Genomic DNA, 22,016 nt, shown 5'->3' with positions numbered 1-22,016 from the left:
CATGAACAAGACAAGACACGTCGTGGCAATTGTCGATGACGACCCAAGGTTGCTTGAATCGATGGGCGACCTTCTTGAATCTGCGGGCTATGTGGCCCGCAGCTTCTCGTCGGCGGGCTCACTGCTCGTCAACGGGCTGTCGGACCTCGACCTGCTCATCACCGATATAGGTATGCCTGGCATCGACGGCTTCGAACTTCGTGACCTCGTGAAGAAGTCACGTCCGGAGCTGCCGGTATTCATGATCACGGGCCGCCACGAGATAGCGGATCAGGGGCGCGCTCAAGGCGCGAGCGGATTTTTCCGCAAGCCCTTCGATGCCCAGGCCCTGCTGGCGGCCATTGCCAACGCTTTGCATAAATCGACAGATGGAGGGTGACATGAGAGTTGACCAGCCGTTGCTGCGGAGATCGGCACCGCTATCATTGCAGTGCAGTTATGAAGAGAACCAGCCGCTCGTCATTATCGTCGATGACGACGCATCCGTTCGCGAGGCGCTGTCAGAGCTGATCCTGTCGGCGGGTTTCCAGTCGACCAGTTTTGCTTCGACCCGTGAATTGCTCGATGCCGATATCTTGGATAGCCCCGGCTGCCTTATCCTCGATGTGCGCATGCCGGGGGCAAGCGGCCTCCATCTGCAGCGTCATCTAGCCGAAAACGGCATTTCCAAGCCGATCATCTTCCTGACCGGACATGGCGATATTCCGATGACAGTCCAGGCGATGAAGGCCGGCGCCGTGGATTTTCTCACCAAGCCGGTGCGGGACCAGACGCTGCTCGACGCGGTGACTGCCGGCATTGCGATGGATGCCGAACGACGAGCGGAAGCCGCGATCGCCGAGCGCAACATAAAGCGCCTGGAGACGCTGACGCAGCGCGAGCGCGAAGTTCTGCATGAAGTGGCGCGCGGCCGCCTCAACAAGCAGATCGCCTTTGATCTCGGCATCAGTGAAGTGACGGTCAAGCTGCATCGCAGCAATGTCATGCACAAGATGGAGGCTGCCTCTATCGGCGAATTGATCCGGGCCTGGGAAACGCTGCCCGCGCAAATGCGCCAAGTCGGCGCGCGCTAGCTTTTCAGCCAAGCGGCTCCAAAGGCGAAGGACGCCAGCCTCGAAGATGACGCTGCCGCCGCTGTCCATTTGATGCGCGGCGTATCCGATTCGCGCCAAAAAAGACGACGAGGCGCCGATAATGGGTTTCGGCTCCACACCCATGCGTTATCTCTAAATTAAAGCTCGGGGATATGACCTGGTGCCCGGCTTTGGTTCCCTAAAGGAGATCTCGCCTTGAACACTCAATCGTCAGCCGCGCCTTCCCCTGAAACCAACGCCTTCGACAACGAAGCAAACTTCCTGTCAGCCATGGGGAATGCCAAACGGCTTCACATTCTGCATCTGTTGGCCGAAGGAGAAATGTCCGTGAGCGTCCTGGCCGACGAGGTGGGATTGAGCCAATCTTCGACTTCCCAGCATTTGGCAATTCTTCGAGAACAGGAACTCGTGCAGACCCGAAGGGCTGCCCAGACGATCTACTATTCACTTCAATCCGCCGCAGCCACGGCGATGCTCGATACGCTCGCCGACATCTTCGGATGGCATCCTCGCTCTCCAGTGGAACGCGTCCAAGCCGTAGGCACCTGACGAAATGACGAAGCGTTGCTCTTGCGGCTCATGATTGGAGCATGATCTTGTAGGCAACTCGGGATCGGCGCAGCGGCAACGAAGAGCAGCGCAATGGCGAAGTCGGCGAAAAAGACAACTGCGGCTTGAGCGCAAGCGCCAAGCTGAGGCCCTTCAGGGGCGTCCTTCCAGGCCGGGATGCGGTGGCGCGGGAGTCCAGCGATGCTTCGCCCACATGCCCCCCCCGCAACGCATCGATCCCTGATGTACGTTTGATGTACGCCTCCTAGACCACGGTGTGATTACGCCTCCATTGCGAATGGAGATAATGAATCACATCAGCAACGGAACAGTCTGGAGGAAGCGGCCATGACTATGGACGTAACGAACGGCCAGCGCCATGGAGGCGATCATGGACGTATATGAGGCAGTCAAAAGTCGACGGTCGGTGCGAGGGTTCAAAGACGAGCCTGTGGACAGGGAGGTGCTTGAGCGTGTGCTGTCCGCCGCAGCTTGGTCGCCGTCAGGATCGAACATCCAGCCGTGGAATACCTATGTGATGACCGGCGCATCGCTGGCAGAGCTCAAGACGTCCGCCGTCGAGCGCGTGGCCCATGGCGACGCCTGGGATAAGCGGCAATACGAGATGTACCCGGCCGGGCTGAAGCCCCCCTACGGCGAGCGCCGGTCCGCCTTTGGCAAGGAGCGCTACAGCGCGCTCGGCATTGCGCGCGAGGACTGGGAGGCGCGCCAGCGGGCAGCAATCGCCAACTGGAACTGTTTCGGCGCGCCCGCCGCCCTATTCTGCTACATCGACCGTGACCTCGGCCTACCCCAATGGGCCGACGTCGGCATGTATCTGCAGACCATCATGCTGCTGCTCCGCGCCGAAGGTCTGCACAGTTGCCCGCAGATGGCGTGGTCGCAGGTTCGCGAGACGGTCGCGGAGGTCCTGTCGCCCCCGGACGGGCTCATCCTCTTCTGCGGCATGTCGATCGGGTACGAGGACCCCACGGTTAGTTACGCCCGTACAGGCCGCGCCCCGCTCGACGAGACGGTCACGTTCCTCGGCGATTAGTGACTTGCGATCAAAGGACAGGAACCCCTTCTGTGATCCTAGCGTATGATACGTCCCTTATCATGCGAGATATTGGAGAACGCCATGACCACGCATAAAGTAGGCTATCTCATCGGCAGCCTTGCCAAGGGCTCGATCAACCGCAAACTCGCCAAGGCGTTGGTGCGGTTCGCCCCGCCGGAACTTGAAATGTCGGAGATATCCTTCAAGGACCTGCCGCTCTACAGCTACGACTATGACGCCGACTACCCTCCGGCTGGCAAGGCATTCAAGGCGGCAATCGCAGCCGTCGACGCCGTGCTGTTCGTCACGCCCGAATACAATCGATCGATACCCGGTGGGCTGAAAAACGCCATCGACTGGGCTAGCCGCCCCTACGGCACCAACTCGTTCACACGCAAGCCGTCAGCGGTGATCGGCACGTCGCCGGGCGCGATAGGCACAGCGGTCGCCCAGCAGAATTTGCGCAGTGTGCTCAGTTTCTGCAACTCTCCCCAGATGAATGCCCCGGAAGCCTACATCCAGTTCACACCGGGGCTGATCACCGATGACGGCGAGGTCACGAACGACAAAACCGCGGATTTCCTTCGCACGTTCATGCAGGACTTCCATGTCTTCATCGCAAGGGTTCGCTCAGTGCTGCCGAAAGATGCCTAGAACTGGATGATTTTAGGCCCGTCGGCCTAAAATCTGAATCCTGTTCTAAATTAAAGAGTTAGAGCATGATGTCACCCGAAAACCGCTCACAATTTTCGGCATCATGCTCTAGAAGCGTCGCCCTGCGGCAGCTGGCCGCGTCCATCCGGGCGGCCAGCTCCTGTTTTTAAAGCGCGCAATGCCCTCAGGCGAAGGCGTAGGAGCCGTCGGGCCGCTTCGGCACGCGCCGCTGCCAATGGATGTAACCTTCTTCCTCCATCGCCTTCTCGTCCATTTCGACGCCCCAGCCCGGCCGGTCGGGACGCAGCTCCAGATAGCCGTCCTTCGGCAGATAGGGATCGACGACGTAACGGGTTTCTCCCTCCCGCTTCTCGATATCGAGGCCGCCATAGACGTAGGCCTGTCCCTTTGGCAGCCGGTATTCGAGGATGCGGAAATTCTGTGCCGCCGCCGAAAAATGAACATTGACCGCCGTCGCAAGCGGTCCCATCGGGTTATGCGGCGCCACCCCGACGAAGAAGGCTTCGGCAAGCGTGGCGATGCGGCGCATTTCGCTGATGCCGCCAACGACGCAGATGTCAGGCTGGATGAGGTCGGCGCCCTTGACCTGCAGCAGCCGCAGGAACTCGTTTCTGTTGTAGAGCGACTCGCCGGTCGCAAGTGTGCAGTTGAGCCCCTGTTTCAGATCGCCCCAGGCCTCGATATTTTCAGGACGCAGCGGCTCCTCGAAAAAAAGCGGATCATAAGGCGCCAGCGCATTGCCGAGCTGGCGAGCGGCGATTGGCTCGAAAATCTTCGCATGGGCATCGAAGGCGATTTCGTATTCGTCATTGACCGTTTCGCGAAGCGAGCGGAAATAATCCGCCGAGGCTTTGACGACATTGCCCCAGCGATTGGAGTGCATGTCGATCCGCCAGGGGCTGAGCTTGAAGGCGGTGAAACCCCACCCCTCCTTCAGACGATCGAACTCGTCGCGGGCCGCCGGCGCATCCGGTGCGGTGTAGACACCGGCATAGACCTTGATGCGGTCGCGCACTTCGCCGCCGAGCAGCTTGTAGACCGGGACATTCACCGCCTTGGCCGCAAGGTCCCACAGGCAGTGATCGAGCGCGGAGATCGCGGCAAGACCGAGCGCCCCCGGCGGAAACCGGCTCTGCTGGATCAGCAGATTGACGAGATACTCCACGCGTGTCGGATCCTGGCCGGACAGAAATTCGTAGAGATAATCCAAGAGCGGCGGAAGCGCCTTGTCGGGGCCGTGATTGTAGCATTCGCCCCAGCCCGTCAGCCCGTCATCGGTGTCGAGCGCGACGATCACGCGGGGACGGTCCTTGTCGCGGGTCATGAAAACCCGCATGCGGTCGATCTTCATCCTTCTGTCCTTCTAGCGATTGAAATAGGTGCGGCGCGACTGGCGCGTCTGCACGTAGAGATGCTCGTTGTCGGTTCCGCTATTGTAGGCACCGGCACTTTGCGGCACCGAGACATTGCCGTTGCTGGGGAAGCGCGCCACGAAGGCCTCGTCGATATCGCAGCCAAGTCCCGGGCCATCAGGAACGGCGATCAAGCCGTCGACCTGTTGCGGATGCGGCACGATCGTCTGGCGGCGGCCGTCCCAGTCGTCGTCGAGGCGCTCGAGGATGAGCGCGTTGGGGATCGCGGCGAGCAGATGCAGAGCCGCATATTCCGCCACCGGTCCGAGCGAACCCGAATGCGGCGCCATCTGGATATGATGGGCTTCGGCCATGGCCGCGATCTTCTTCATCTGGGTGATACCGCCGGCCCGGCCGGTGTCCGGCTGGATCACGTCGACCAGTTCCTTCTCGATAAGCTCACGCTCGCCGAAGATGGTGGCCGAGCGCTCGCCGGCAGCAAGCGGCACATGTGCTGCGTCGCGGATGCGCCGGTAGCCGTCGATATTCTCCGGCGCGATCGGATCTTCCACCCACATCAATTCATAGGGTTCGAGCGCCCGCACCAGCCGGCAGGCATCCGCAGGCGTCAGCCACGGCGGCCCATGCAGATCGATGGCGATGTCCATGTCGTCACCGACGGCGTCACGGAGCGCGGCGACCTTGCGGACCGGATCGGCGACGCCGCCGCATTTGATCGCCTTTATGCCGCGTTCCTTGATGGCAAGCGCGCGCTCGGGAGTATTCGCATGCGAGTAGATCGGAATCCGGTCGCGCATCTTGCCGCCGAGCAGCATCCAGACCGGCACACCGAGCGCCTTGCCTTTGATGTCCCATAGCGCCATGTCGATGCCGGTCATCGCACCGCCTCCGACCGTCCCGAGCATGCCATGTCCCATCATGGCGATATGCATCTTCTGCCATAGCCGTTCGGTATGGGCCGGATCTTCGCCGATAAGGAGTGGGGCGAGATCATGGATCGCTGTCTCGACGACGCGCGGCCACCCTGAGCATTCACCGATGCCGGTGATGCCCTCGTCGGTATCGATCTTCAGAAAGAGCCAGTTTCTGGTGCCGCCGAACTGTTTCGAGGCGCCACTGCTGGACCGTTGGTCGGAAGCCCAGTTCGCGGGATCAGGCTGACCGACATGCATGAGAAAAGTGCGGATTCCGGTGATTTTCATCGCTGCAAACTTCCATTCTTCAAAATCTCCGGCGCGACGTAGCGGAAACGCCTGGAATGGTCGCGATCACGCGGATCAGGGCGCGGGATCGCTGATATGAGCGCCTGCGTATAGGCGTGCTCGGGCGTGCGGCAGACCTTCTCCGCGTCGCCGATTTCGACGAGCTGGCCTTTGTACATGACGCCGACACGGTCGCACATGTAGCGGATAACGCCGATGTCATGACTGATGAAGATATAGGCGAGCCCGAGTTCGTCCTGCAGGCGCATCAATAGATCGAGCACCTGCGAGCGCACCGAGACGTCGAGCGCCGAGGTAGCCTCATCGGCAACGATGACGCGCGGATTGAGCGTGATGGCGCGGGCAATGCCGATGCGCTGGCGCTGGCCGCCGGAGAAGGCGTGCGGGTAGCGTTCGCGCGCCCTCGGGTCGAGGCCAACCTGCTCCATCAGATGGCAAACGCGCTCCTCCAGCGCCCGCCCCTTTGCGACGCCATTGACGAGCAGCGGCTCGCCGATGATTTGCGAGACGGTCATGCGCGGGTTGAGAGAGCCGAAAGGATCTTGAAACACCATTCGCAATTCCCGCCGTGCCGCGGCAAGCGTCTGACCTTTTGCCGTTGCCAGATCGATGATGTCGCCGTCGGCGCGGCGATAGAGGATTTCGCCTGAAGTCGGATCGATCAGCCGCATGATCGAGCGACCCATCGTCGTCTTGCCGGATCCGCTCTCGCCGACGATGCCCAGCGTTTCGCCGGGCAGAAGCGAAATGGACACATCGTCCAGCGCTTTCACCTCGCCGAAATCCATCGATACATTGCGGAGCTCGAGGATCGGTGGCGCCGTCGTGTCGAGCGGCGGGCGCGCCAGCCGGATTTCGGCCTTCGCTTCCAGCTTCAGCACCGAGCCGATCAGCATGCGCGTATAGTCGTCTTTCGGTGCATGAAAGATCTGCTCGACCGGCGCATATTCCTTGGCGACGCCGTTGTGCATGACGAGCACATCATCGGCGATCTGCGCCACGACGCCCATGTCATGCGTGATGAAAAGAACGGCCATGCCCTTGGCCTTCTGCAGCCGGGCGATCAGGTCGAGAATCTCGGCCTGCGTCGTCACGTCGAGGGCCGTGGTCGGCTCGTCGGCGATCAGCAGCTGCGGTTTGCAGGCGAGCGCCATGGCAATCATCGCGCGCTGGCGCATCCCGCCGGAATATTGAAAGGCATATCGGTCCAGCGCTTTTTCCGGCGAGGGAATTTCGACCTGGCTGAGCAGCGATATGGCTTCAGCGCGCGCCTCTGCCTTGCTCATCCGGGTGTGAAGGCGAAGCGCCTCGACGATCTGGTTGCCGACCGTGTGGATCGGCGACAGCGACGACATCGGCTCCTGGAAGATCATGGCGATGTCGCGGCCGCGGATCGCCCGGATCTGACGCCCGCGCGGATTGAGGCTGGTCAGATCGATCGACCCGCCGTTCTGATCGTTCAATATGATCGATCCGCCGGATATGCGGCCAGGCGCATCGACGATCTGCAGGATCGAACGCGCCGTCACCGATTTGCCGGATCCGCTTTCGCCGACGACACAGAGCGTCTTGCCCGGCTCGATCGAGAAAGACAGATCGCTGACGGCGCGGAAGACGCCGGTGCGCAGAGGGAACTCGACCGTCAGATTTTTCACCTGGAGCAGCGGCCTGCCGGCAATAGGAGGGGTATCGGTCATGCCGGCCTCATTTGTTGTAGGGGTCGGCCGCATCGCGCAGGCCGTCGCCGAGAAGGTTGAGCGCCATCACGGCGACCACGACGGCACAGCCCGGCATGAAGAGCCATGGCGCGGTGGCGATCGAGCGAATGTTCTGGGCCTCGCGCAGAAGCACGCCCCAGGAGATGGTCGGCGGCTGCAGACCGAGCCCCAGGAAGGAGAGAGAGGTTTCGGCAAGAATCATTGCCGGCACCGCAAGCGTGATCGACGCGATGATATGGCTGGCAAAGCTTGGCAGCATGTGGCGAAAGATGATACGTCTTTCGCGAACGCCGTCGAGCCTGGCGGCGGCGACAAATTCCTCGGTGCGCAAGGACAGGAAGCGGCCGCGCACGACGCGGGCGAGCTGCGCCCAGCCGGTCAGCGACAGGATGATCGTGATCATCATATATTGTAGCGTCGCAGGCCAGTCCTGCGGCAGGGCTGCGGCCATCGCCAGCCAGATCGGGATCGTCGGCAGCGACAGCACGAAATCGATCACCCGCTGCAGGAAGAAATCGATGCGGCCGCCGTAATATCCCGAGATGCCGCCGAGCACGATGCCGAGCATCAACGAGAAGAAGACGCCGACGAGGCCGATCGACAACGAGATCTGCGAACCCTGCACCGTTCGGCTGAAAACATCGCGCCCAAGCCTGTCGGCGCCGAACAGAAGCAGCGGCGTCGTCTTGTCGGGCGAGGCGATCAAATGGATGTTGGTCCTGAACAGGCCGAACACCGAATATTCATAGCCGCGCCCGAAAAACTGGACGTCGACACGTTTTGTCGTGTCTTCCTTGTAGATGGCGGCCAGCGTTTCCGGATCGCGGGCCAGCTTCATCGGATAATAATGCAGGCCGAACGAGAACCCGTTCTCAGTATCGATCAGATGCAATTTCTGCGGCGGGTGAAAGGTCGCCCGCGCATTTTGCAGGTACGGGTCGTTGATGGCGAAGAAGCCGGGAAGCAGGGCAACGATATACATCAGCACAGTGACGACAAGCGCCACCATGGCCAGCCGGTGCCGGCGGAAAGCCCACCAGATGAGTTGCCACTGCGATGCAACGGCGGCGCGATCCGGGGGAATGTTTGTAACGGTGATGTCGGCCACGTGGGGCTCCTATTCCAACCGGATGCGGGGATCGACCAGCGCAAGCAGGATGTCGCTGATCAGAGAGCCTATCAGCGTCAGCGCGCAGATCAGCAGGACGAAGGCGCCTGCGAGATACATGTCCTGAGCCATCAGCGCCTGCAGCAGCAAAGGTGCCGCCGTCGGCAGATTGAGGACGATGGCGACGACGACCGAGCCGGAGATGAGGTTGGGCAGCAGCCAGGCAATCGTCGAGATGAACGGATTGAGGGCGATCATCAGCGGATATTTCATCAGCAGCCGGAACTCTGAGAGACCTTTTGCCCGTGCCGTGGTGACGTATGGCTTCGGCAATTCATCGAGCATGTTGGCGCGCATGACGCGGATGAGGCTCGCCGTCGAGGAGACGGCAAGGATGATGACGGGAAGCCAGAGATGCGAGAAGAGATCGACCATTTTGGCGAAGCTCCAGGACGCGTTCTCGTATTCCGGCGAAAAGAGCCCGCCGACATCCTGTCCGAATTCGACCGCCGCGACATACATCAGCACCAGCGCCAGCAGGAAGGACGGAACGGCCAGGCCGAAAAAGGTGAAGGCGGTGAAGAAATAGTCGCCGATCGAATATTTGCGCACGGCGGAATAGACGCCGATCGGCAGCGCGATCGCCCAGGTGGCGATCAATGTCGACAGAGCCAGAACGAGCGTCAGCGCCATGCGCTCCCAGATCAGGTCAGAGACCGGCTGCTGCCATTCGAAGGAAATGCCGAAATCGCCGCGTGTGAGAATGCCCCATATCCATTTGAAATATTGGACGAGCATCGGGTCGCCAAGGCCGAAGCGCTCGCGCAATTGCGCCGCCGTGTTCTGATCGACGATCTCGTTGGAGGCTGCCAGCGTCGCAATATAGGTCGTGACATAATCGCCCGGCGGCAGCTGGATCAGCACGAAAGCCAGGAAGCTGACGGCAAACAGCGATGGAATCATCCATAGGAAGCGTTTGGCGATGAAGACCAGCATGGGGCGCCTCTTGCATTGAACGCCGCCTTCCGGGCCTTGTCGGCCGTCAGGGCCGGCAAGGCATCTCGGAGGGCGAACTGAAAGAAAGCGCCGTACCTGATGGTACGGCGCTTATGACGAAAATCAGCTCGTGAAGGTGAATTGCTGCGGCATTGCCGGACCGGGATTGGGCCAGGACCAGCTATCCGGCTCCTTCTCGGGAACATTGCGCAGATTGTTGCGGATGATGCCGAAACCGCCGACGGCAAGGCAAAGGCCGACGGTCTCGAACTCTTCGGCCGCGATGTCGAAGATCTGCTTCATGATTGCGCCGCGCTTGTCGAGATCGGCCGTCGAACGCGCTTCGTCGAAGAGCTTCATGCGCTTCTTCTGGCTTTCTGGCGGTTCTTCGCCGCGTGCGCCGTTGGAGGTGTACCAAAGCGTCCACGGAATGGCGTAACGCGAACCCTGCGGATGGAAGGCGAAGAAATCGCGCGGATCGAGCATTGGATCGAGACCGCCAGGACCCGGCCACACCGCCGCGTCATGGGCGTTGTCGTCGCCGCGGGTGTAGTAGAGCGCCCGCTCGATCGTGTTGACCTTCATGTCGACACCGATCTGAGCCCAATGCGCCTTGACCAGTTCCAGGGCATCGACGAGGTCGGGATAAAGCGTCGGAATGACGTCGATCGAGAAGAACACCTTCTGGCCGTCGGGCCGGAGGCGGAAACCGTCGCCGCCTTTCTTGTAGCCGGCCTCATCGAGCATCGCGCCTGCCTTGTCGGCGTCGAATTCGGTGAATTGGCGCGCGTATTTTTCGTTATACCACGGATGGGTCGGACGCGGCCCTGCCTGGTAGGGCTCGCTCTGCCCGAAATAGACGATGTCGATGAGCTCCTGGCGATTGATGCCGATCGAAAGCGCTTGCCGGAACGCCTTGTCGGCAAACATCTTGCGCATGGCAGGATCTTTGTGGGTGATGTTGAAATAGATCTGGCACTGTTGCGAGGCCGAAGGCACGAGCGTCAGCAGCCGATAATCGCCCTTTTCCATGTTCTTGGACAGCGTCGGCTTGTTGGCGAGAACGCTGATGTGGCGTTCCTGGATGTCGATCTTTCCAGAGATGACGTTCAGCATCAGCGATTCGACGTCCTGTGAGATGCCGAAGTTGATTTCATCGATGTAGGGAAGCTGGTTGCCCTCGGTATCGACCTGCCAGAAATAGGGATTGCGGGTCATGACGACACGCGTCGCACCGCCGGCATAGGGCTCCTTGACCACCCATGGATCGAGCGTCGGCTTGTCGACATTGCCCCATCGCGACGGGATCTCGATGTCGCCGCAACGGCTGCGGAACAGCTCCGTCCAGCTGGTGACGCCGGCCTTCTTCGCATCGGCCTCGATATTGGGATTATATTTCGGCAGGAACTGGCTGCAGTAATGCTTCGGGAACAGCGTCGGATGCTGACCAAGCGGCGTGGCGAGGTTCTCCAGATAAAGCGCATTGGCCGCGGCAAAGGTGAACTTCACCGTGTAATCGTCGATCTTCTCGACGGTCACCGGCTTGCCGGCGACGGCAAGCTGCGCCGGTGTCGAGCTGTAGAGCTCGGTGTTCTTGACGCAGTCTTCGATCGCGAAAACGACGTCATCGGCCGTAAAGGGATGACCGTCCGACCAGCGCACGCCTTCGATCAGATGGAACGTGAATTGTGTTGCGTCGTCGCTGACTTCCCAGCGCTCGGCAAGGTTCGGCTGCACGGCGGTAAAATCGAGATTCCAGCGCACAAGGCTCTGGTTGCCGACCATACGCAGGATGCCGTTATGGTCGGATGAACCGCGAAGGCCACGGCGCAGCGAACCGCCATAGGTGCCGACTTTCTCGAATGGCGTCACGACCATCGGCTTTTTCGGCAGGCGCTCGGCGAGCGGCGGCAGCTTTCCATCCTTGGCGAGTTGCGCAAGTGCCGGCGCTTCACCGCCTGCGGCAGACACGCGACCGGCGATAGACAGCGCCGCGACACCAGCCATGCCACCAAGCACGGCGCGGCGGGTGACGCCACGCGACAGTATTTCTTTGGCCATCGAATTCCTCCCTTTTGCGCCGGCGCAGCCTTTGCACCGGCTGATGCGTCGGGCTCCCGACCCGACGCTGACGCCCTCCTCGGCGCGACGAGCGAAACCATAGACACGTTCTCAAATGATTACAAGAGTTGACAGATAATTACAAATTTTGTAGCCATGCAGCATTGAAACGCCCTGTTGCGCCGCCGAAATGCGACCAACAAGACCAAAAACGTTGAATCTGTCAGATGCTGTGCACCGCCTTGAACATCATGGCCGGCGACAGCCACGGCGCACGCGGCGTTGAGAGAAAAGGACCATGGTGACATTCGCGGTCGATGCCGGTTCGAACAGGGGCGCAACGCGCTTCAGCGACATCATCTACGAGAAGATCGTGGGGATGATCGCCGACGGCAACTTTCCGGTGAACGAACGACTGCCGCCGGAGACGAAGCTGGCCGCTGATTTCGGCGCATCGAGACCCGTCGTGCGCGAAGCGCTCGAACGCTTGAGAGCCGATGGGTTGGTCGTTTCGCGCAAGGGTTCCGGTTCCTATGTCAGGCAAAGGCCGGATTCGTCGATGCTGAAAATGGTGCCGGTCGGCTCCTTGGCCGATGTCCAGCGGTTCTTCGAATTTCGCGCCGGTCTCGAAGCCGAGGCGGCTGAGCTTGCGGCGCGAAACTGGCAACCGGACGACAGGGAGCGGATAATGGCAGCGCTTCTTTCGATCGAGCAATGCTTGCGCGATGGGGAGCTTGGTGCCGAGGAGGACCAGGCTCTGCATGATGCAATTGCCATGGCGACCGGTAACCAGTTCCACATCACCATGCGCGAGTGGTTCAAGCCGCATTTCGCCATCGGGCATTCCGTTACGCGAAGCTTGAGCCTGAAGCGGACGCCGGAACAGATCCGCAGCGTCCAGGATGAGCATGCGGTGATCGTCGAGGCGATCTTCGCGCACCGGGAAACCGAAGCGCACGATGCGATGAAGAAACACATACTGAATGCTCGCGCCCGCATGTTCCAGGGCGTTTGAGCGATAATGGGAGGAGAGACGATGAAACGGGTCGCTGTGACGGGTGCTGCCGGACGTGTGGGGACGCTGCTGCGCCCGCTTCTTCGGTCGCATTTCGAGCACCTCAGCCTGATCGATTTGCAGGAGCCTGACGGGCTTGGCGAAAACGAGACTTTCGTCAGGGCCGACTTTACAAAGCTCGACGAGGCGACGGCTGCGCTGAAGGATATCGACGGCGTCGTCCATTTGGCAGGTATCGCAAGCGGCATCGACATGAACGCCATTCTGCATGCGAACGTGCTTGGGACATACAATCTCTACGAAGCGGCGCGGATCAACAAGGTCCAGCGGGTCGTCTATGCATCGAGCAATCATGCCACGGGCTTTTATCCGCGCGGCCAGCTGGTGTCGCCGCTCGACCCGATGCGCCCCGATAGCCCCTATGGACTTTCCAAATGCTGGGGCGAACTTGTGGCGGGGCTTTATTACGACACGTCAGGCATTCGCTCTCTTTCCATCCGCATCGGCAATGCGGGCACCTATCCCAATAGCGAACGATCGGTTGCGATCTGGATCAGCGCGCGAGACCTGGCGCAATTGGTCAGGATCGGCCTGTCGCACCCGTTGATCGCAGCAACAGTGGTCTACGGCGTTTCGGACACCGAAGAGATGTGGTGGGACAACGGTCTGGCGGCACGATTGGGCTACCAACCACAGGACCGGCCGCGTGATCACGCCCGCATCGAAGAGGGATCCGAAGGGCCGGTCGCGCTGGCGTTCCAGGGAGGCGGGTTCTGTGAGATCAATCACGACGGCACCATCCGCATGCGCGACGCCGAGGGTCTGGCCAAGAGCCTGGAGACGGTTGAATGACGGCGCCTCGGATCATCCGCCCGGACGTCCGCTCCGTGAGCGAGCAGCCGCTGACGGTCGGTGAATCGCCGGTATGGGACGACGAGACCGGCACTTTGTGGTTCGTCGATATTCTGGCGCCAGCACTCGTTCGGCTCTCGGCTGCAGGAAAGAACGACCGCTTTGAGATGCCGGCCGCCATCGGCGCGCTCGGGCTTTGCCGCGATCAAAGGATCGTCGTGGCGCTCCAGACAGGCGTCCATCTCTTCGATCCCGTCTCCGGAGATTTCGAGTTTGTGTCCGATCCGGTCGGACGCGACATCAATTGCCGCCTCAACGATGGAAAGGTCGGTCCCGACGGGCACTTCTGGATCGGCTCGATCAGCGAATCCAAGCCACAGATCGATGAGGCCGCACTTTTCCGCGTGGGCGCCGACGGCAGCACCCGGACCGTGGCCACGAAACTGACGAGCTCCAATGGCCTTGCCTGGTCGCCGGACGGCCGGCGGATGTATCATTCCGACAGCCGGCAATGCTTCCTGCAGGCATTCGATTTCGATCCTGATACGGGCGACCTCGGCGATGGGCGCCGGCTTCGCAGCTTCACGGAAGACGAGGGTCGGCCGGATGGAGCGACAACCGATCGTGACGGGTTCTACTGGAGCGCCGGGGTTTCCGCCGGTCGCCTCAACCGAATTTCGCCTGAAGGCGACATCGTCGAAATCTACATTCTGCCGGTCGCTGCACCGACGATGCCGTGTTTCGGGGGGCCGGATCTGCGCACCCTCTTCGTCACGTGCCTGTCGACAGACCGCACCGGACGTTTCGAGGCGGGGAAGGTCATCGCCTTCGACGTGGATGCAGAGGGCCTGCCGCCGTTTCGCTTCGGGGATCATCCCGTGGGATGACAGCGTGCCGATCACCCTTCGGGTGACGGCGGATTGATGGAAAGATAACGGGGAAGAAAGATGAGCATCGCAACCATGCGCAAGGCGCTTACAGGCGTATCGGGTGTTCCCGTCACCGCCTATGACGGCAAAGGTGAAGTCGAACCACGGATCACGGCGAAAGTCTATGAGCGGGTGGCGGCAGCCGGCATTCACAACATCGTCGCTGCCGGCAATACCGGGGAATTCTATGCTCTGACGCCGCAGGAAATCAGGATCGTTCATGAGGCGGCGGTTTCAGGCGTCAACGGCAAGGCGCCGGTGACGGCGGCAATCGGCCGGTCGCTGCGCGAGGCGATCGGCATGGCGAAAGATGCGGCGACGATCGGCGCATCCGCCGTCATGTCTCATCAGCCCGTCGATCCTTTCGCAGCACCTTCGGCCCAGATCGACTATTTCTGCAATCTTGCGGATGCTTCCACCCTGCCGCTCGTCGCCTATGTCAGGGCAGAAGGTTTCGGCGTCGACGATATCATTCGTCTCGCAAACCACGGCAATATTGCCGGCATCAAATTTGCCACGACCGATCTGATGCTGCTTTCCAGAGCGATCGCTGCGGCCGATCCGGCCGGCGCACTGTTCGTCTGCGGCCTGGCGGAGAGTTGGGCGCCGACATTTACGGCTGCGGGTGCGCGCGGCTTCACATCCGGCCTCGTCAATGTCGCGCCGCATCTGTCGCTTGCCGTTCACAATGCGCTCGAAAGAGGAGACTTCGGCGCGGCCAGGGCTATCGTCAACCAGCTTGAACCATTCGAGAGGATGCGGACAAAATTCCGCAATGGCGCGAACGTGACTGTCGTCAAGGAGGCCGTCACCTATTCCGGCCTCGATGTCGGCCCCGTGCGCGTGCCGGGATTGCCGCTGCTCGATCGGCATGATCGCGAGGAACTCCATCGGCTGCTTCGGGGCTGGGATGCCGCCGGCAACAACCAGATCCGTCCACACCAGCAGGATTCCGCAAAGGCGGCCGGCTGAGTTCAACACGAGAGCGGCTCAACTTTTCATGGAAGCGCAGAGCCGCTCTAACCCTTTGTTTTTACGTAATTCCGAACGGAAAACCGCTTCACACATTTTCTGGAATTGCTCTATTTCCGCCAACAACAGGATTGGGAGGTCTTGAGATGCTGAGACAAGTACTAACAACGATCGCAATTACCGGCGCCATGATGACGGCGCAGCCCAGCTTCGCGGCGTCGCCGCCCAATATGCTGGTGATCGGCACCAATCTCACCGGCATAAGGACGCTCGATCCGGCGCAGAACAATGCCCGCACGGTTTCCGAACTGATCTCGAATATTTACGACAATCTCGTGCAGCTGTCGCCGGACGACCTTAAAACGCTGAAGCCGATGCTCGCGAAGCAATGGAGTGTCTCGGCGGATGGCAAGATCATCACGCTGACATTACGCGACGACGCGGTCTTCCAGAGCGGCAACAAGGTCACCGCCGAGGATGCGGCCTGGTCGATCCAGCGCGTCATCAAGATGGGCCAGGTCGGCTCCACCGACATCGCGCTCTGGGGCTTCACGCCTGAAAACGTCGAAAAGCTCGTTCGCGCAAAAGACGAACACACGCTCGAGATCGAGCTGCCGCAGGCGGTCAATACCGATCTGGTGCTCTATTCGCTGGCGGGCTCGTCGATCGGCATCGTCGACAAGAAGACGGTACTGTCGCACGAGGCAAACAGCGATTTTGGCGGCGCCTGGCTTTCCGCCAATTCCGCCGGCAGCGGCCCATTCAGCCTGGCGCAGTGGCGGCCGAACGATGTCGCGATCTTCAATGCCCAGCCGAAATATTGGGGCGGCAAGCCGGCCATGGCCCGTGTCGTTGCCCGTCACATCCCGGAATCCGGCAATCTCCGGCTTCAGCTCGAAGCCGGCGACGTCGATGTCGGCCAATATGTTTCAAGCGGCGACCTCGATGCGCTCGCCACCAAGAAGGACATGGTCATCGAGAATGTCCCGGGTCTCGGCTTCTACTATATCGCCCTCAATCAGAAAGACCCGGATCTGCAGAAGCCAAAGGTTCGCGAGGCCTTCCAGCATGCCTTCGACTGGAAAGCGATCTCCGGCAACATCATGCGCTATACGGGCTTTCCCTGGCAGTCGATGATCCCGCGCGGCATGATCGGCGCTCCCGGTGAGGCGGCGGTCCGCTACGATTACGATCCCGCCAAGGCCAAGCAGTTGCTGGCGGAAGCCGGATATCCCAATGGCCTGAAGAAGGTGCTCAATCCGTCGGGAGCCGCGACCCTGCCCTTCGCCGAAGCGCTGCAGGCGAGTGCGCGCGCTGCCGGCCTTGATCTCGATCTCGTGCCCGGCGAGTTCACGCCCGCCTTCCGCGAGCGCAAATTCGAAGTGCTGCTCGGCAATTCCGGCGCCCGCCTGCCCGATCCCTTTGCCGTGGCCACGCAATATGCCTTCAACCCCGACAATAGCGACGAGGCACGCCTCGGCAGCTATTACCTCTGGCGCACGGGCATGAAGGTGGACGAGCTCAACACGCTCATCGACCAATCGATGAAGGAGCGCGACACGGAGAAGCGCACCGACATCTTCAAGAAGATGGATGGCATCTATACCGGCATGGCTTCGCCGCTGGTCATCTTCTTCCAGCGAACCGACCCCTATGTCATGCGCGCCAACGTCAAGGGCTATCACGGGCATACGACATGGTCGACGCGCTGGCATGACGTGACCAAGGAGTAGAACGCCGTGGCGAGCGCCGATCTGACATCGAAGTCTGAGAGCAGCCGTGGTTCCACGGAGGGCGGGTTCGCCGAGGCGGCCCCGCACCCGGCGCTGAGCCTGCTGCGGCGCCTGGCGGGACGCGTCGTGGCAGTCGTGACGACGCTGCTTGGCCTGCTCTTCCTGACCTTCTCGATGGGCCGCCTGCTGCCCGCCGACCCGGTGCTCGCCATCACCGGGGCGGAGGTCAGCAAGGATGTTTACGATCGCGTCTATAACGAGCTGGGTCTCGGGCAGCCGATCTGGATGCAGTTCCTCTCCTACGTCGGCAAGATCGCCACAGGCGATCTCGGCATGTCGGCGACGACGGGCCAGCCGATCCTCACCGATCTCCTGACAATCTTTCCCGCAACGATCGAACTTGCGATCATCGCCATGATCATCGGGGCGATCGTCGGCATTCCCTTAGGGATCACCGCCGCGGTCAGGCGGGGAACCGTTATCGACCACATTGCGCGGATCGTCGCCCTTGCCGGCCACTCCATCCCGATCTTCTGGACCGGGCTGATGGCACTCTTCGTCTTTTATGCGAAGCTGAAGCTCGTCGGCGCCTCGGGCCGGATCGATGTCTTCTATGAAGGCCTCGTCACGCCGATGACGGGCTTTCTCCTGATCGACGCAGCGATTCAGGGCCAATGGGACGTGTTTTACAACGCCCTTGGCCACATCATCCTGCCGGCCGCCATCCTCGGCTACTATTCCGTCGCCTATATCAGCCGCATGTCGCGAAGCTTCATGCTGGAGCAACTGAGCCAGGAATACATCATCACCGCCCGGGCCAAGGGGCTTGGCACCCGCAAGGTGGTCTGGCGCCATGCATTCAAGAACATCCGCGTACAGCTCCTGACGATCATGGCGCTGACCTTCGGCGGGCTGCTCGAAGGCGCGGTGCTGATCGAGACCGTCTTCGGGTGGCCGGGGCTCGGCCAGTACCTGACGCGGGGGCTGCAGATGAACGACATGAACGTGGTCATGGGTTCGGTGCTGACGATCGGCGCCGTCTTCCTGACGATCAACATCCTGTCGGACTTCCTTTATCGCATTCTTGATCCGAGGACACGGTGACGCCATGACGATCTCCTCTGAGCACGCAGACAGCGTCAACACCGGCGGCCTCCGCAACTGGCTGCTCGCACCGGAGCCTCGAGGCTGGTTCCAGTCATCGGCGCAGCAGATTCATCAAGGCTGGCGGAAATTCAGCCTGCACCCGCTTGGTCTGGCGGGACTGGCCATTATCCTGCTGCTGATCGCCGTGGCGCTGGCCGCACCCCTGCTGACGAGCTACGATCCGATCGTTCAGGACATGGCCGGGCGGCTTGCCGCGCCATCGGCGAGCCATTGGCTCGGCACCGACAATTTCGGCCGCGACGTCTTTTCCCGGGTGATCTATGGCGCCCGCACGACGCTCTACATCATCATGCTCGTCACGGTCATCGTCGCCCCGCTCGGCCTGCTGATCGGCACCGTCTCAGGTTATTTCGGCGGCCTCGTCGACGAAATCCTGATGCGCGTCACCGATATTTTTCTCTCCTTCCCCGGTCTCGTGCTGGCGCTGGGTTTTGCCGCAGCGCTCGGTCCGGGCATCACCAATGCAATCATCGCGATTTCACTGACGGCCTGGCCACCGATCGCGCGTCTTGCGCGCGCCGAGACGCTCAGCCTTCGCAAGGCGGATTACATCGCCGCCGTGCGCCTGCAAGGCGCGACATCACTCGCGATCATCACTCGTCACATCCTGCCGATGTGCATTCCCTCGGTGATCGTCCGCGTCACCCTCAATATGGCCGGCATCATCATCACTGCCGCCGGTCTCGGCTTCCTCGGCCTCGGCGCGCAGCCGCCATGGCCGGAATGGGGGTCGATGGCCGCCAGCGGACGTGAATTCATGCTCGACAGCCCCTGGGTCATCGCAGCACCCGGCATTGCCATTGCGCTCGTCAGCCTCGCCTTCAACCTCGTCGGCGATGCGCTTCGCGATGTGCTTGATCCTAGAGGTTCGGAATGACTGACCTGATCGATATTCAGAACCTCGAAATCGCCTTCGGCGGCGGACAGGTGCGGGCCGTGCGCGGCGTGAGCTTTTCGCTTGGACAGGAAAAGCTTGGGATCGTCGGTGAATCCGGATCGGGAAAGTCGACCGTCGGCCGCGCCATCATGAAGCTGCTGCCACCGACCGCGATCGTCAATGCCGAGCGGATGCGCTTTCGCGACGTCGATCTGCTCAGGGCGAACGAAAAAACGATGATGACGATCAGGGGCCGGCGGATCGGCCTGATCCTGCAGGACCCGAAATATTCGCTCAATCCCGTCATGCGGATCGGCGAACAGATCGCCGAGACCTACCGCTTCCATCATCCGAGGGTGAGCAAGAGCAAGACCTACAGCCAAGCGCTCGATATGCTCGAAGCCGTCCAGATCCGTGATCCCGAGCGCGTGGCCCGCCTTTACCCGCACGAAATCTCGGGTGGCATGGGTCAGCGGGCGATGATCGCCATGATGCTGATTGCCGAACCCGAAGTGCTGATCGCAGACGAGCCGACGTCAGCGCTCGACGTGACGGTGAGGCTCGAGATCCTGGCACTGCTCGACGAGCTCGTCTTGCGCCGCAATCTCGGTCTGATCTTCATCAGCCACGACCTCAATCTCATCCGGAATTTCTGCGATCGCGTCCTCATCATGTATGCGGGGCGGGTCGTGGAAGTGCTCGAAGCGCGCGATCTCGACAAGGCCCGACATCCTTATACGCAAGGATTGCTGGCATCCCTGCCGACGATCGAAGATCCCCCTGCCCGGCTGCCGATCCTTAAACGAGATCCGGCCTGGCTTGAAGAATTCGCATTGGAGCCGCCGCGGTGATTAAAATCGACAATCTTACGGTCCGTTTCGGACCCGGGCAGCGGCCTGTCGTTCGAGACGTAAGCTTCGCCATCGAAAAGGGAACTGCTTTCGGTCTGGTCGGCGAGTCCGGCTGCGGGAAGTCCACTGTCTTGAGGGCGCTTTCCGGCCTCAACGCCAACTATGACGGCCGGATCGAGCTCCACGGCGAGCCGTTAAGTCAACGGCGCAGTCGGCCATTCTTCCGCCGGGTGCAGATGGTGTTCCAGGACCCCTACGGATCCCTCCATCCCCGCAAGACCATCCGCTCGCAGCTGAAAGAACCGCTGCGCAACCAGGGCCTCGATACGAATTCCGTCGACGTCAACGCCGTCCTGAGATCGGTCGGCCTCGATCCGGCGCTGAGCTACCGATTTCCGCACCAGCTCTCCGGCGGCCAGCGCCAGCGCGTGGCCATCGCCCGCGCGCTGATGCTGAATCCGGACGTTCTGCTTCTCGACGAACCGACATCGGCGCTCGACGTGTCAGTTCAGGCCGAGATCCTCAATCTCCTCCAGGATTTGCGCGTCAATCGCGGTCTGACCTATCTGCTCGTCAGCCACGACCTCGCCGTCGTCTCGCATATGTGCAGCCGCGTCGCCATCATGGAAGCGGGCGAAATCGTCGAACAGGTCGATGTCGGCGCCCTCCGAAGAGGTGCGGTCGAACACCCCTATTCGCAACGCCTGCTGCGCGCGAGCCGGATGTACGGAAGGGCGTAGCTGTTGGTCGGTAGGCCCCTGCCTGCTTCTTGATGCCACAAGCTACCGACCGCAATGGGCTTCGATAGCAGAAGTGATCTCCTGCCAATCCTGGAGATGAATTTCGTGGCCACCGCCTTCGAGCCGAATGAGCTTTGCTCCCTTGACGGTTCGTGCCAGCAATTCGCCGTGCTCAACGGGATAAATTGGATCAGCCGTTCCGTGTATGACAAGGAGCGGCGCGGCAAGTTCAGCCAGTTTGCTCCTTAAGGTCTGGCCGCCCTTCACCATGAAATGATTGGTAGCGCTGACGAAGTTTTGGGCCCGTTTGACGTCACGTTCAACAAAGGCGCGCGCCTGCCGTTCATCGTAAGGGTGCGCCGAACCGGCGATCATCTGGGTATCCTTGACGAGGAATTCGATCACCTGGGCATTGTCTGTCCAATCGACGTTCTCACCCGTCGCTGCGTGCTCCATGTAGGCGTCGGTAGTGTGGGGTAGAGCACTGGTATCAACGCCCACCGGCGTGGTGGAGATCAGTGTTAGTGTCTTGACGCGCTTCGGATTTGACAGTGCCGCGATCTGGGCGATCGTGCCGCCCAACGACATTCCAATCAGATTGGCGCGATCTATGCCGTAGCCATCAAGTACCCTTGTGGCGTCCTCGGCCATGTCGTCCATCGCATAGGGCGGCTCCCCCGGCGGGTAGATCGTTGAGCGGCCGGTGTCTCGATTATCGTAGCGGATGACATAGAACTCGTGATCAGCAAGCTTTTGGCAGAATCCGTCCGGCCACCACAACATGGAAGCCATGGCGCCCATGATGAGCAGGATCGGCTCATGCGCCGGATTGCCGAAAGCCTGAGTGGCAATCTCGACGTCGTCAAACTTGATCATACGTTCAGTCACTTGGCGGCATCCTTTATTGGCTTGGATGAGGCAGCGAAAATCGCAGGCCTTCGTATCTGCAGGCTTCCACGCGAACGCCACTCGACGTCTGCATGTTCCCTATCCTGTGGCTAAGGTGAGTGGTGCCGCATCGGG

21 protein-coding genes are annotated in these 22,016 nt (G+C 61.0%); 14 read left to right on the top strand and 7 right to left on the bottom strand.

Annotated features, from left to right (window positions below; genetic code table 11):
- Position 1 precedes the first annotated feature (1 nt).
- The 5 genes from AC2444_RS27655 (at position 2) to AC2444_RS27635 (ending at position 3,357) form a co-directional block, all read left to right on the top strand.
- Complete coding sequence (locus AC2444_RS27655) at positions 2 to 379, top strand: response regulator (RefSeq protein ID WP_003562617.1); 378 nt, start codon at positions 2 to 4, stop codon at positions 377 to 379.
- Position 380: 1 nt separating this feature from the next.
- The gene (locus AC2444_RS27650; RefSeq protein WP_003562619.1) at positions 381 to 1,073 is read left to right on the top strand and encodes a response regulator transcription factor; all 693 of its coding nucleotides are present in this window, start codon (positions 381 to 383) and stop codon (positions 1,071 to 1,073) included.
- 216 nt (positions 1,074 to 1,289) lie between these two features.
- Complete coding sequence (locus AC2444_RS27645; RefSeq protein ID WP_003562621.1) at positions 1,290 to 1,643, top strand: ArsR/SmtB family transcription factor; 354 nt, start codon at positions 1,290 to 1,292, stop codon at positions 1,641 to 1,643.
- Between the two features lie 391 nt (positions 1,644 to 2,034).
- Positions 2,035 to 2,700, top strand: a complete 666-nt coding sequence (locus AC2444_RS27640) for a nitroreductase (protein WP_003562622.1) — start codon at positions 2,035 to 2,037, stop codon at positions 2,698 to 2,700.
- Positions 2,701 to 2,784: 84 nt separating this feature from the next.
- A complete protein-coding gene (locus tag AC2444_RS27635) occupies positions 2,785 to 3,357 on the top strand; it encodes an NADPH-dependent FMN reductase (protein ID WP_003562623.1) in 573 nt (190 codons plus the stop codon).
- Between the two features lie 184 nt (positions 3,358 to 3,541).
- Here AC2444_RS27635 and AC2444_RS27630 read toward each other — a convergent pair whose 3' ends face one another.
- From AC2444_RS27630 to AC2444_RS27605, 6 genes are all read right to left on the bottom strand, one after another.
- Complete coding sequence (locus AC2444_RS27630) at positions 3,542 to 4,729, bottom strand: galactarate dehydratase (RefSeq protein ID WP_003562625.1); 1,188 nt, start codon at positions 4,727 to 4,729, stop codon at positions 3,542 to 3,544.
- A gap of 12 nt (positions 4,730 to 4,741) precedes the next feature.
- The gene (locus AC2444_RS27625; protein WP_128449783.1) at positions 4,742 to 5,953 is read right to left on the bottom strand and encodes a mandelate racemase/muconate lactonizing enzyme family protein; all 1,212 of its coding nucleotides are present in this window, start codon (positions 5,951 to 5,953) and stop codon (positions 4,742 to 4,744) included.
- Positions 5,950 to 7,671: an ABC transporter ATP-binding protein gene (locus AC2444_RS27620; RefSeq protein ID WP_003562629.1), complete on the bottom strand. Its 1,722-nt coding sequence runs from the start codon at positions 7,669 to 7,671 to the stop codon at positions 5,950 to 5,952. The genes AC2444_RS27625 and AC2444_RS27620 overlap by 4 nt, the downstream gene beginning before the upstream one ends.
- Before the next feature lie 7 nt (positions 7,672 to 7,678).
- Positions 7,679 to 8,800 carry an ABC transporter permease gene (locus AC2444_RS27615; protein WP_003562630.1) on the bottom strand — a complete coding sequence of 374 codons (1,122 nt, stop codon included), beginning with the start codon at positions 8,798 to 8,800 and terminating at the stop codon, positions 7,679 to 7,681.
- A gap of 9 nt (positions 8,801 to 8,809) precedes the next feature.
- Positions 8,810 to 9,796: an ABC transporter permease gene (locus AC2444_RS27610; RefSeq protein WP_003562632.1), complete on the bottom strand. Its 987-nt coding sequence runs from the start codon at positions 9,794 to 9,796 to the stop codon at positions 8,810 to 8,812.
- Positions 9,797 to 9,919: 123 nt separating this feature from the next.
- Positions 9,920 to 11,857 carry an ABC transporter substrate-binding protein gene (locus tag AC2444_RS27605; RefSeq protein ID WP_012755519.1) on the bottom strand — a complete coding sequence of 646 codons (1,938 nt, stop codon included), beginning with the start codon at positions 11,855 to 11,857 and terminating at the stop codon, positions 9,920 to 9,922.
- A 301-nt stretch (positions 11,858 to 12,158) separates the two neighbouring features.
- On the opposite strand from AC2444_RS27605, the gene AC2444_RS27600 reads away from it, so the two are divergent.
- From AC2444_RS27600 to AC2444_RS27560, 9 genes are all read left to right on the top strand, one after another.
- Positions 12,159 to 12,872, top strand: coding sequence for a FadR/GntR family transcriptional regulator (locus AC2444_RS27600; protein ID WP_041935769.1), 714 nt, complete (start codon positions 12,159 to 12,161; stop codon positions 12,870 to 12,872).
- A 21-nt stretch (positions 12,873 to 12,893) separates the two neighbouring features.
- On the top strand, positions 12,894 to 13,724 hold the full coding sequence (locus tag AC2444_RS27595; protein WP_003562638.1) for an NAD-dependent epimerase/dehydratase family protein: 831 nt from the start codon (positions 12,894 to 12,896) through the stop codon (positions 13,722 to 13,724).
- Positions 13,721 to 14,611 (top strand): SMP-30/gluconolactonase/LRE family protein, encoded by an 891-nt coding sequence (locus AC2444_RS27590; RefSeq protein ID WP_128449784.1) that lies wholly within the window; start codon positions 13,721 to 13,723, stop codon positions 14,609 to 14,611. The genes AC2444_RS27595 and AC2444_RS27590 overlap by 4 nt, the downstream gene beginning before the upstream one ends.
- 60 nt (positions 14,612 to 14,671) lie before the next feature.
- The gene (locus tag AC2444_RS27585; RefSeq protein WP_012755517.1) at positions 14,672 to 15,625 is read left to right on the top strand and encodes a dihydrodipicolinate synthase family protein; all 954 of its coding nucleotides are present in this window, start codon (positions 14,672 to 14,674) and stop codon (positions 15,623 to 15,625) included.
- Between the two features lie 146 nt (positions 15,626 to 15,771).
- Positions 15,772 to 17,358, top strand: a complete 1,587-nt coding sequence (locus AC2444_RS27580; protein WP_128449785.1) for an ABC transporter substrate-binding protein — start codon at positions 15,772 to 15,774, stop codon at positions 17,356 to 17,358.
- A 6-nt stretch (positions 17,359 to 17,364) separates the two neighbouring features.
- Complete coding sequence (locus AC2444_RS27575; RefSeq protein ID WP_012755516.1) at positions 17,365 to 18,462, top strand: ABC transporter permease; 1,098 nt, start codon at positions 17,365 to 17,367, stop codon at positions 18,460 to 18,462.
- 4 nt (positions 18,463 to 18,466) lie between these two features.
- Positions 18,467 to 19,402, top strand: a complete 936-nt coding sequence (locus tag AC2444_RS27570; RefSeq protein WP_003562648.1) for an ABC transporter permease — start codon at positions 18,467 to 18,469, stop codon at positions 19,400 to 19,402.
- Positions 19,399 to 20,253 (top strand): ABC transporter ATP-binding protein, encoded by an 855-nt coding sequence (locus AC2444_RS27565; protein ID WP_113547483.1) that lies wholly within the window; start codon positions 19,399 to 19,401, stop codon positions 20,251 to 20,253. The genes AC2444_RS27570 and AC2444_RS27565 overlap by 4 nt, the downstream gene beginning before the upstream one ends.
- Positions 20,250 to 20,993 carry an ABC transporter ATP-binding protein gene (locus tag AC2444_RS27560; protein WP_003562653.1) on the top strand — a complete coding sequence of 248 codons (744 nt, stop codon included), beginning with the start codon at positions 20,250 to 20,252 and terminating at the stop codon, positions 20,991 to 20,993. The genes AC2444_RS27565 and AC2444_RS27560 overlap by 4 nt, the downstream gene beginning before the upstream one ends.
- A 42-nt stretch (positions 20,994 to 21,035) precedes the next feature.
- Here the strand turns inward: AC2444_RS27560 and AC2444_RS27555 are convergent, their stop codons facing one another.
- On the bottom strand, positions 21,036 to 21,881 hold the full coding sequence (locus tag AC2444_RS27555; RefSeq protein WP_128449786.1) for an alpha/beta fold hydrolase: 846 nt from the start codon (positions 21,879 to 21,881) through the stop codon (positions 21,036 to 21,038).
- Positions 21,882 to 22,016: the final 135 nt, after the last annotated feature.

Source organism: Rhizobium sp. WSM1328, assembly GCF_057653715.1.
The sequence above is the reverse complement of the archived record's forward strand: the minus strand, read 5'-3'. Positions and strand labels throughout refer to the sequence as shown.

Excerpts from the sequence above, each read along its gene's own strand:
- AC2444_RS27650 (WP_003562619.1), top strand. The coding sequence starts at position 381 with ATGAGAGTTGACCAGCCGTTGCTGCGGAGATCGGCACCGCTATCATTG.
- AC2444_RS27595 (WP_003562638.1), top strand. The coding sequence starts at position 12,894 with ATGAAACGGGTCGCTGTGACGGGTGCTGCCGGACGTGTGGGGACGCTG.
- AC2444_RS27655 (WP_003562617.1), top strand. The coding sequence starts at position 2 with ATGAACAAGACAAGACACGTCGTGGCAATTGTCGATGACGACCCAAGG.
- AC2444_RS27570 (WP_003562648.1), top strand. The coding sequence starts at position 18,467 with ATGACGATCTCCTCTGAGCACGCAGACAGCGTCAACACCGGCGGCCTC.
- AC2444_RS27580 (WP_128449785.1), top strand. The coding sequence starts at position 15,772 with ATGCTGAGACAAGTACTAACAACGATCGCAATTACCGGCGCCATGATG.
- AC2444_RS27590 (WP_128449784.1), top strand. The coding sequence starts at position 13,721 with ATGACGGCGCCTCGGATCATCCGCCCGGACGTCCGCTCCGTGAGCGAG.
- AC2444_RS27605 (WP_012755519.1), bottom strand. The coding sequence starts at position 11,857 with ATGGCCAAAGAAATACTGTCGCGTGGCGTCACCCGCCGCGCCGTGCTT.
- AC2444_RS27610 (WP_003562632.1), bottom strand. The coding sequence starts at position 9,796 with ATGCTGGTCTTCATCGCCAAACGCTTCCTATGGATGATTCCATCGCTG.
- AC2444_RS27565 (WP_113547483.1), top strand. The coding sequence starts at position 19,399 with ATGACTGACCTGATCGATATTCAGAACCTCGAAATCGCCTTCGGCGGC.
- AC2444_RS27620 (WP_003562629.1), bottom strand. The coding sequence starts at position 7,671 with ATGACCGATACCCCTCCTATTGCCGGCAGGCCGCTGCTCCAGGTGAAA.
- AC2444_RS27625 (WP_128449783.1), bottom strand. The coding sequence starts at position 5,953 with ATGAAAATCACCGGAATCCGCACTTTTCTCATGCATGTCGGTCAGCCT.
- AC2444_RS27630 (WP_003562625.1), bottom strand. The coding sequence starts at position 4,729 with ATGAAGATCGACCGCATGCGGGTTTTCATGACCCGCGACAAGGACCGT.
- AC2444_RS27640 (WP_003562622.1), top strand. The coding sequence starts at position 2,035 with ATGGACGTATATGAGGCAGTCAAAAGTCGACGGTCGGTGCGAGGGTTC.
- AC2444_RS27585 (WP_012755517.1), top strand. The coding sequence starts at position 14,672 with ATGAGCATCGCAACCATGCGCAAGGCGCTTACAGGCGTATCGGGTGTT.
- AC2444_RS27635 (WP_003562623.1), top strand. The coding sequence starts at position 2,785 with ATGACCACGCATAAAGTAGGCTATCTCATCGGCAGCCTTGCCAAGGGC.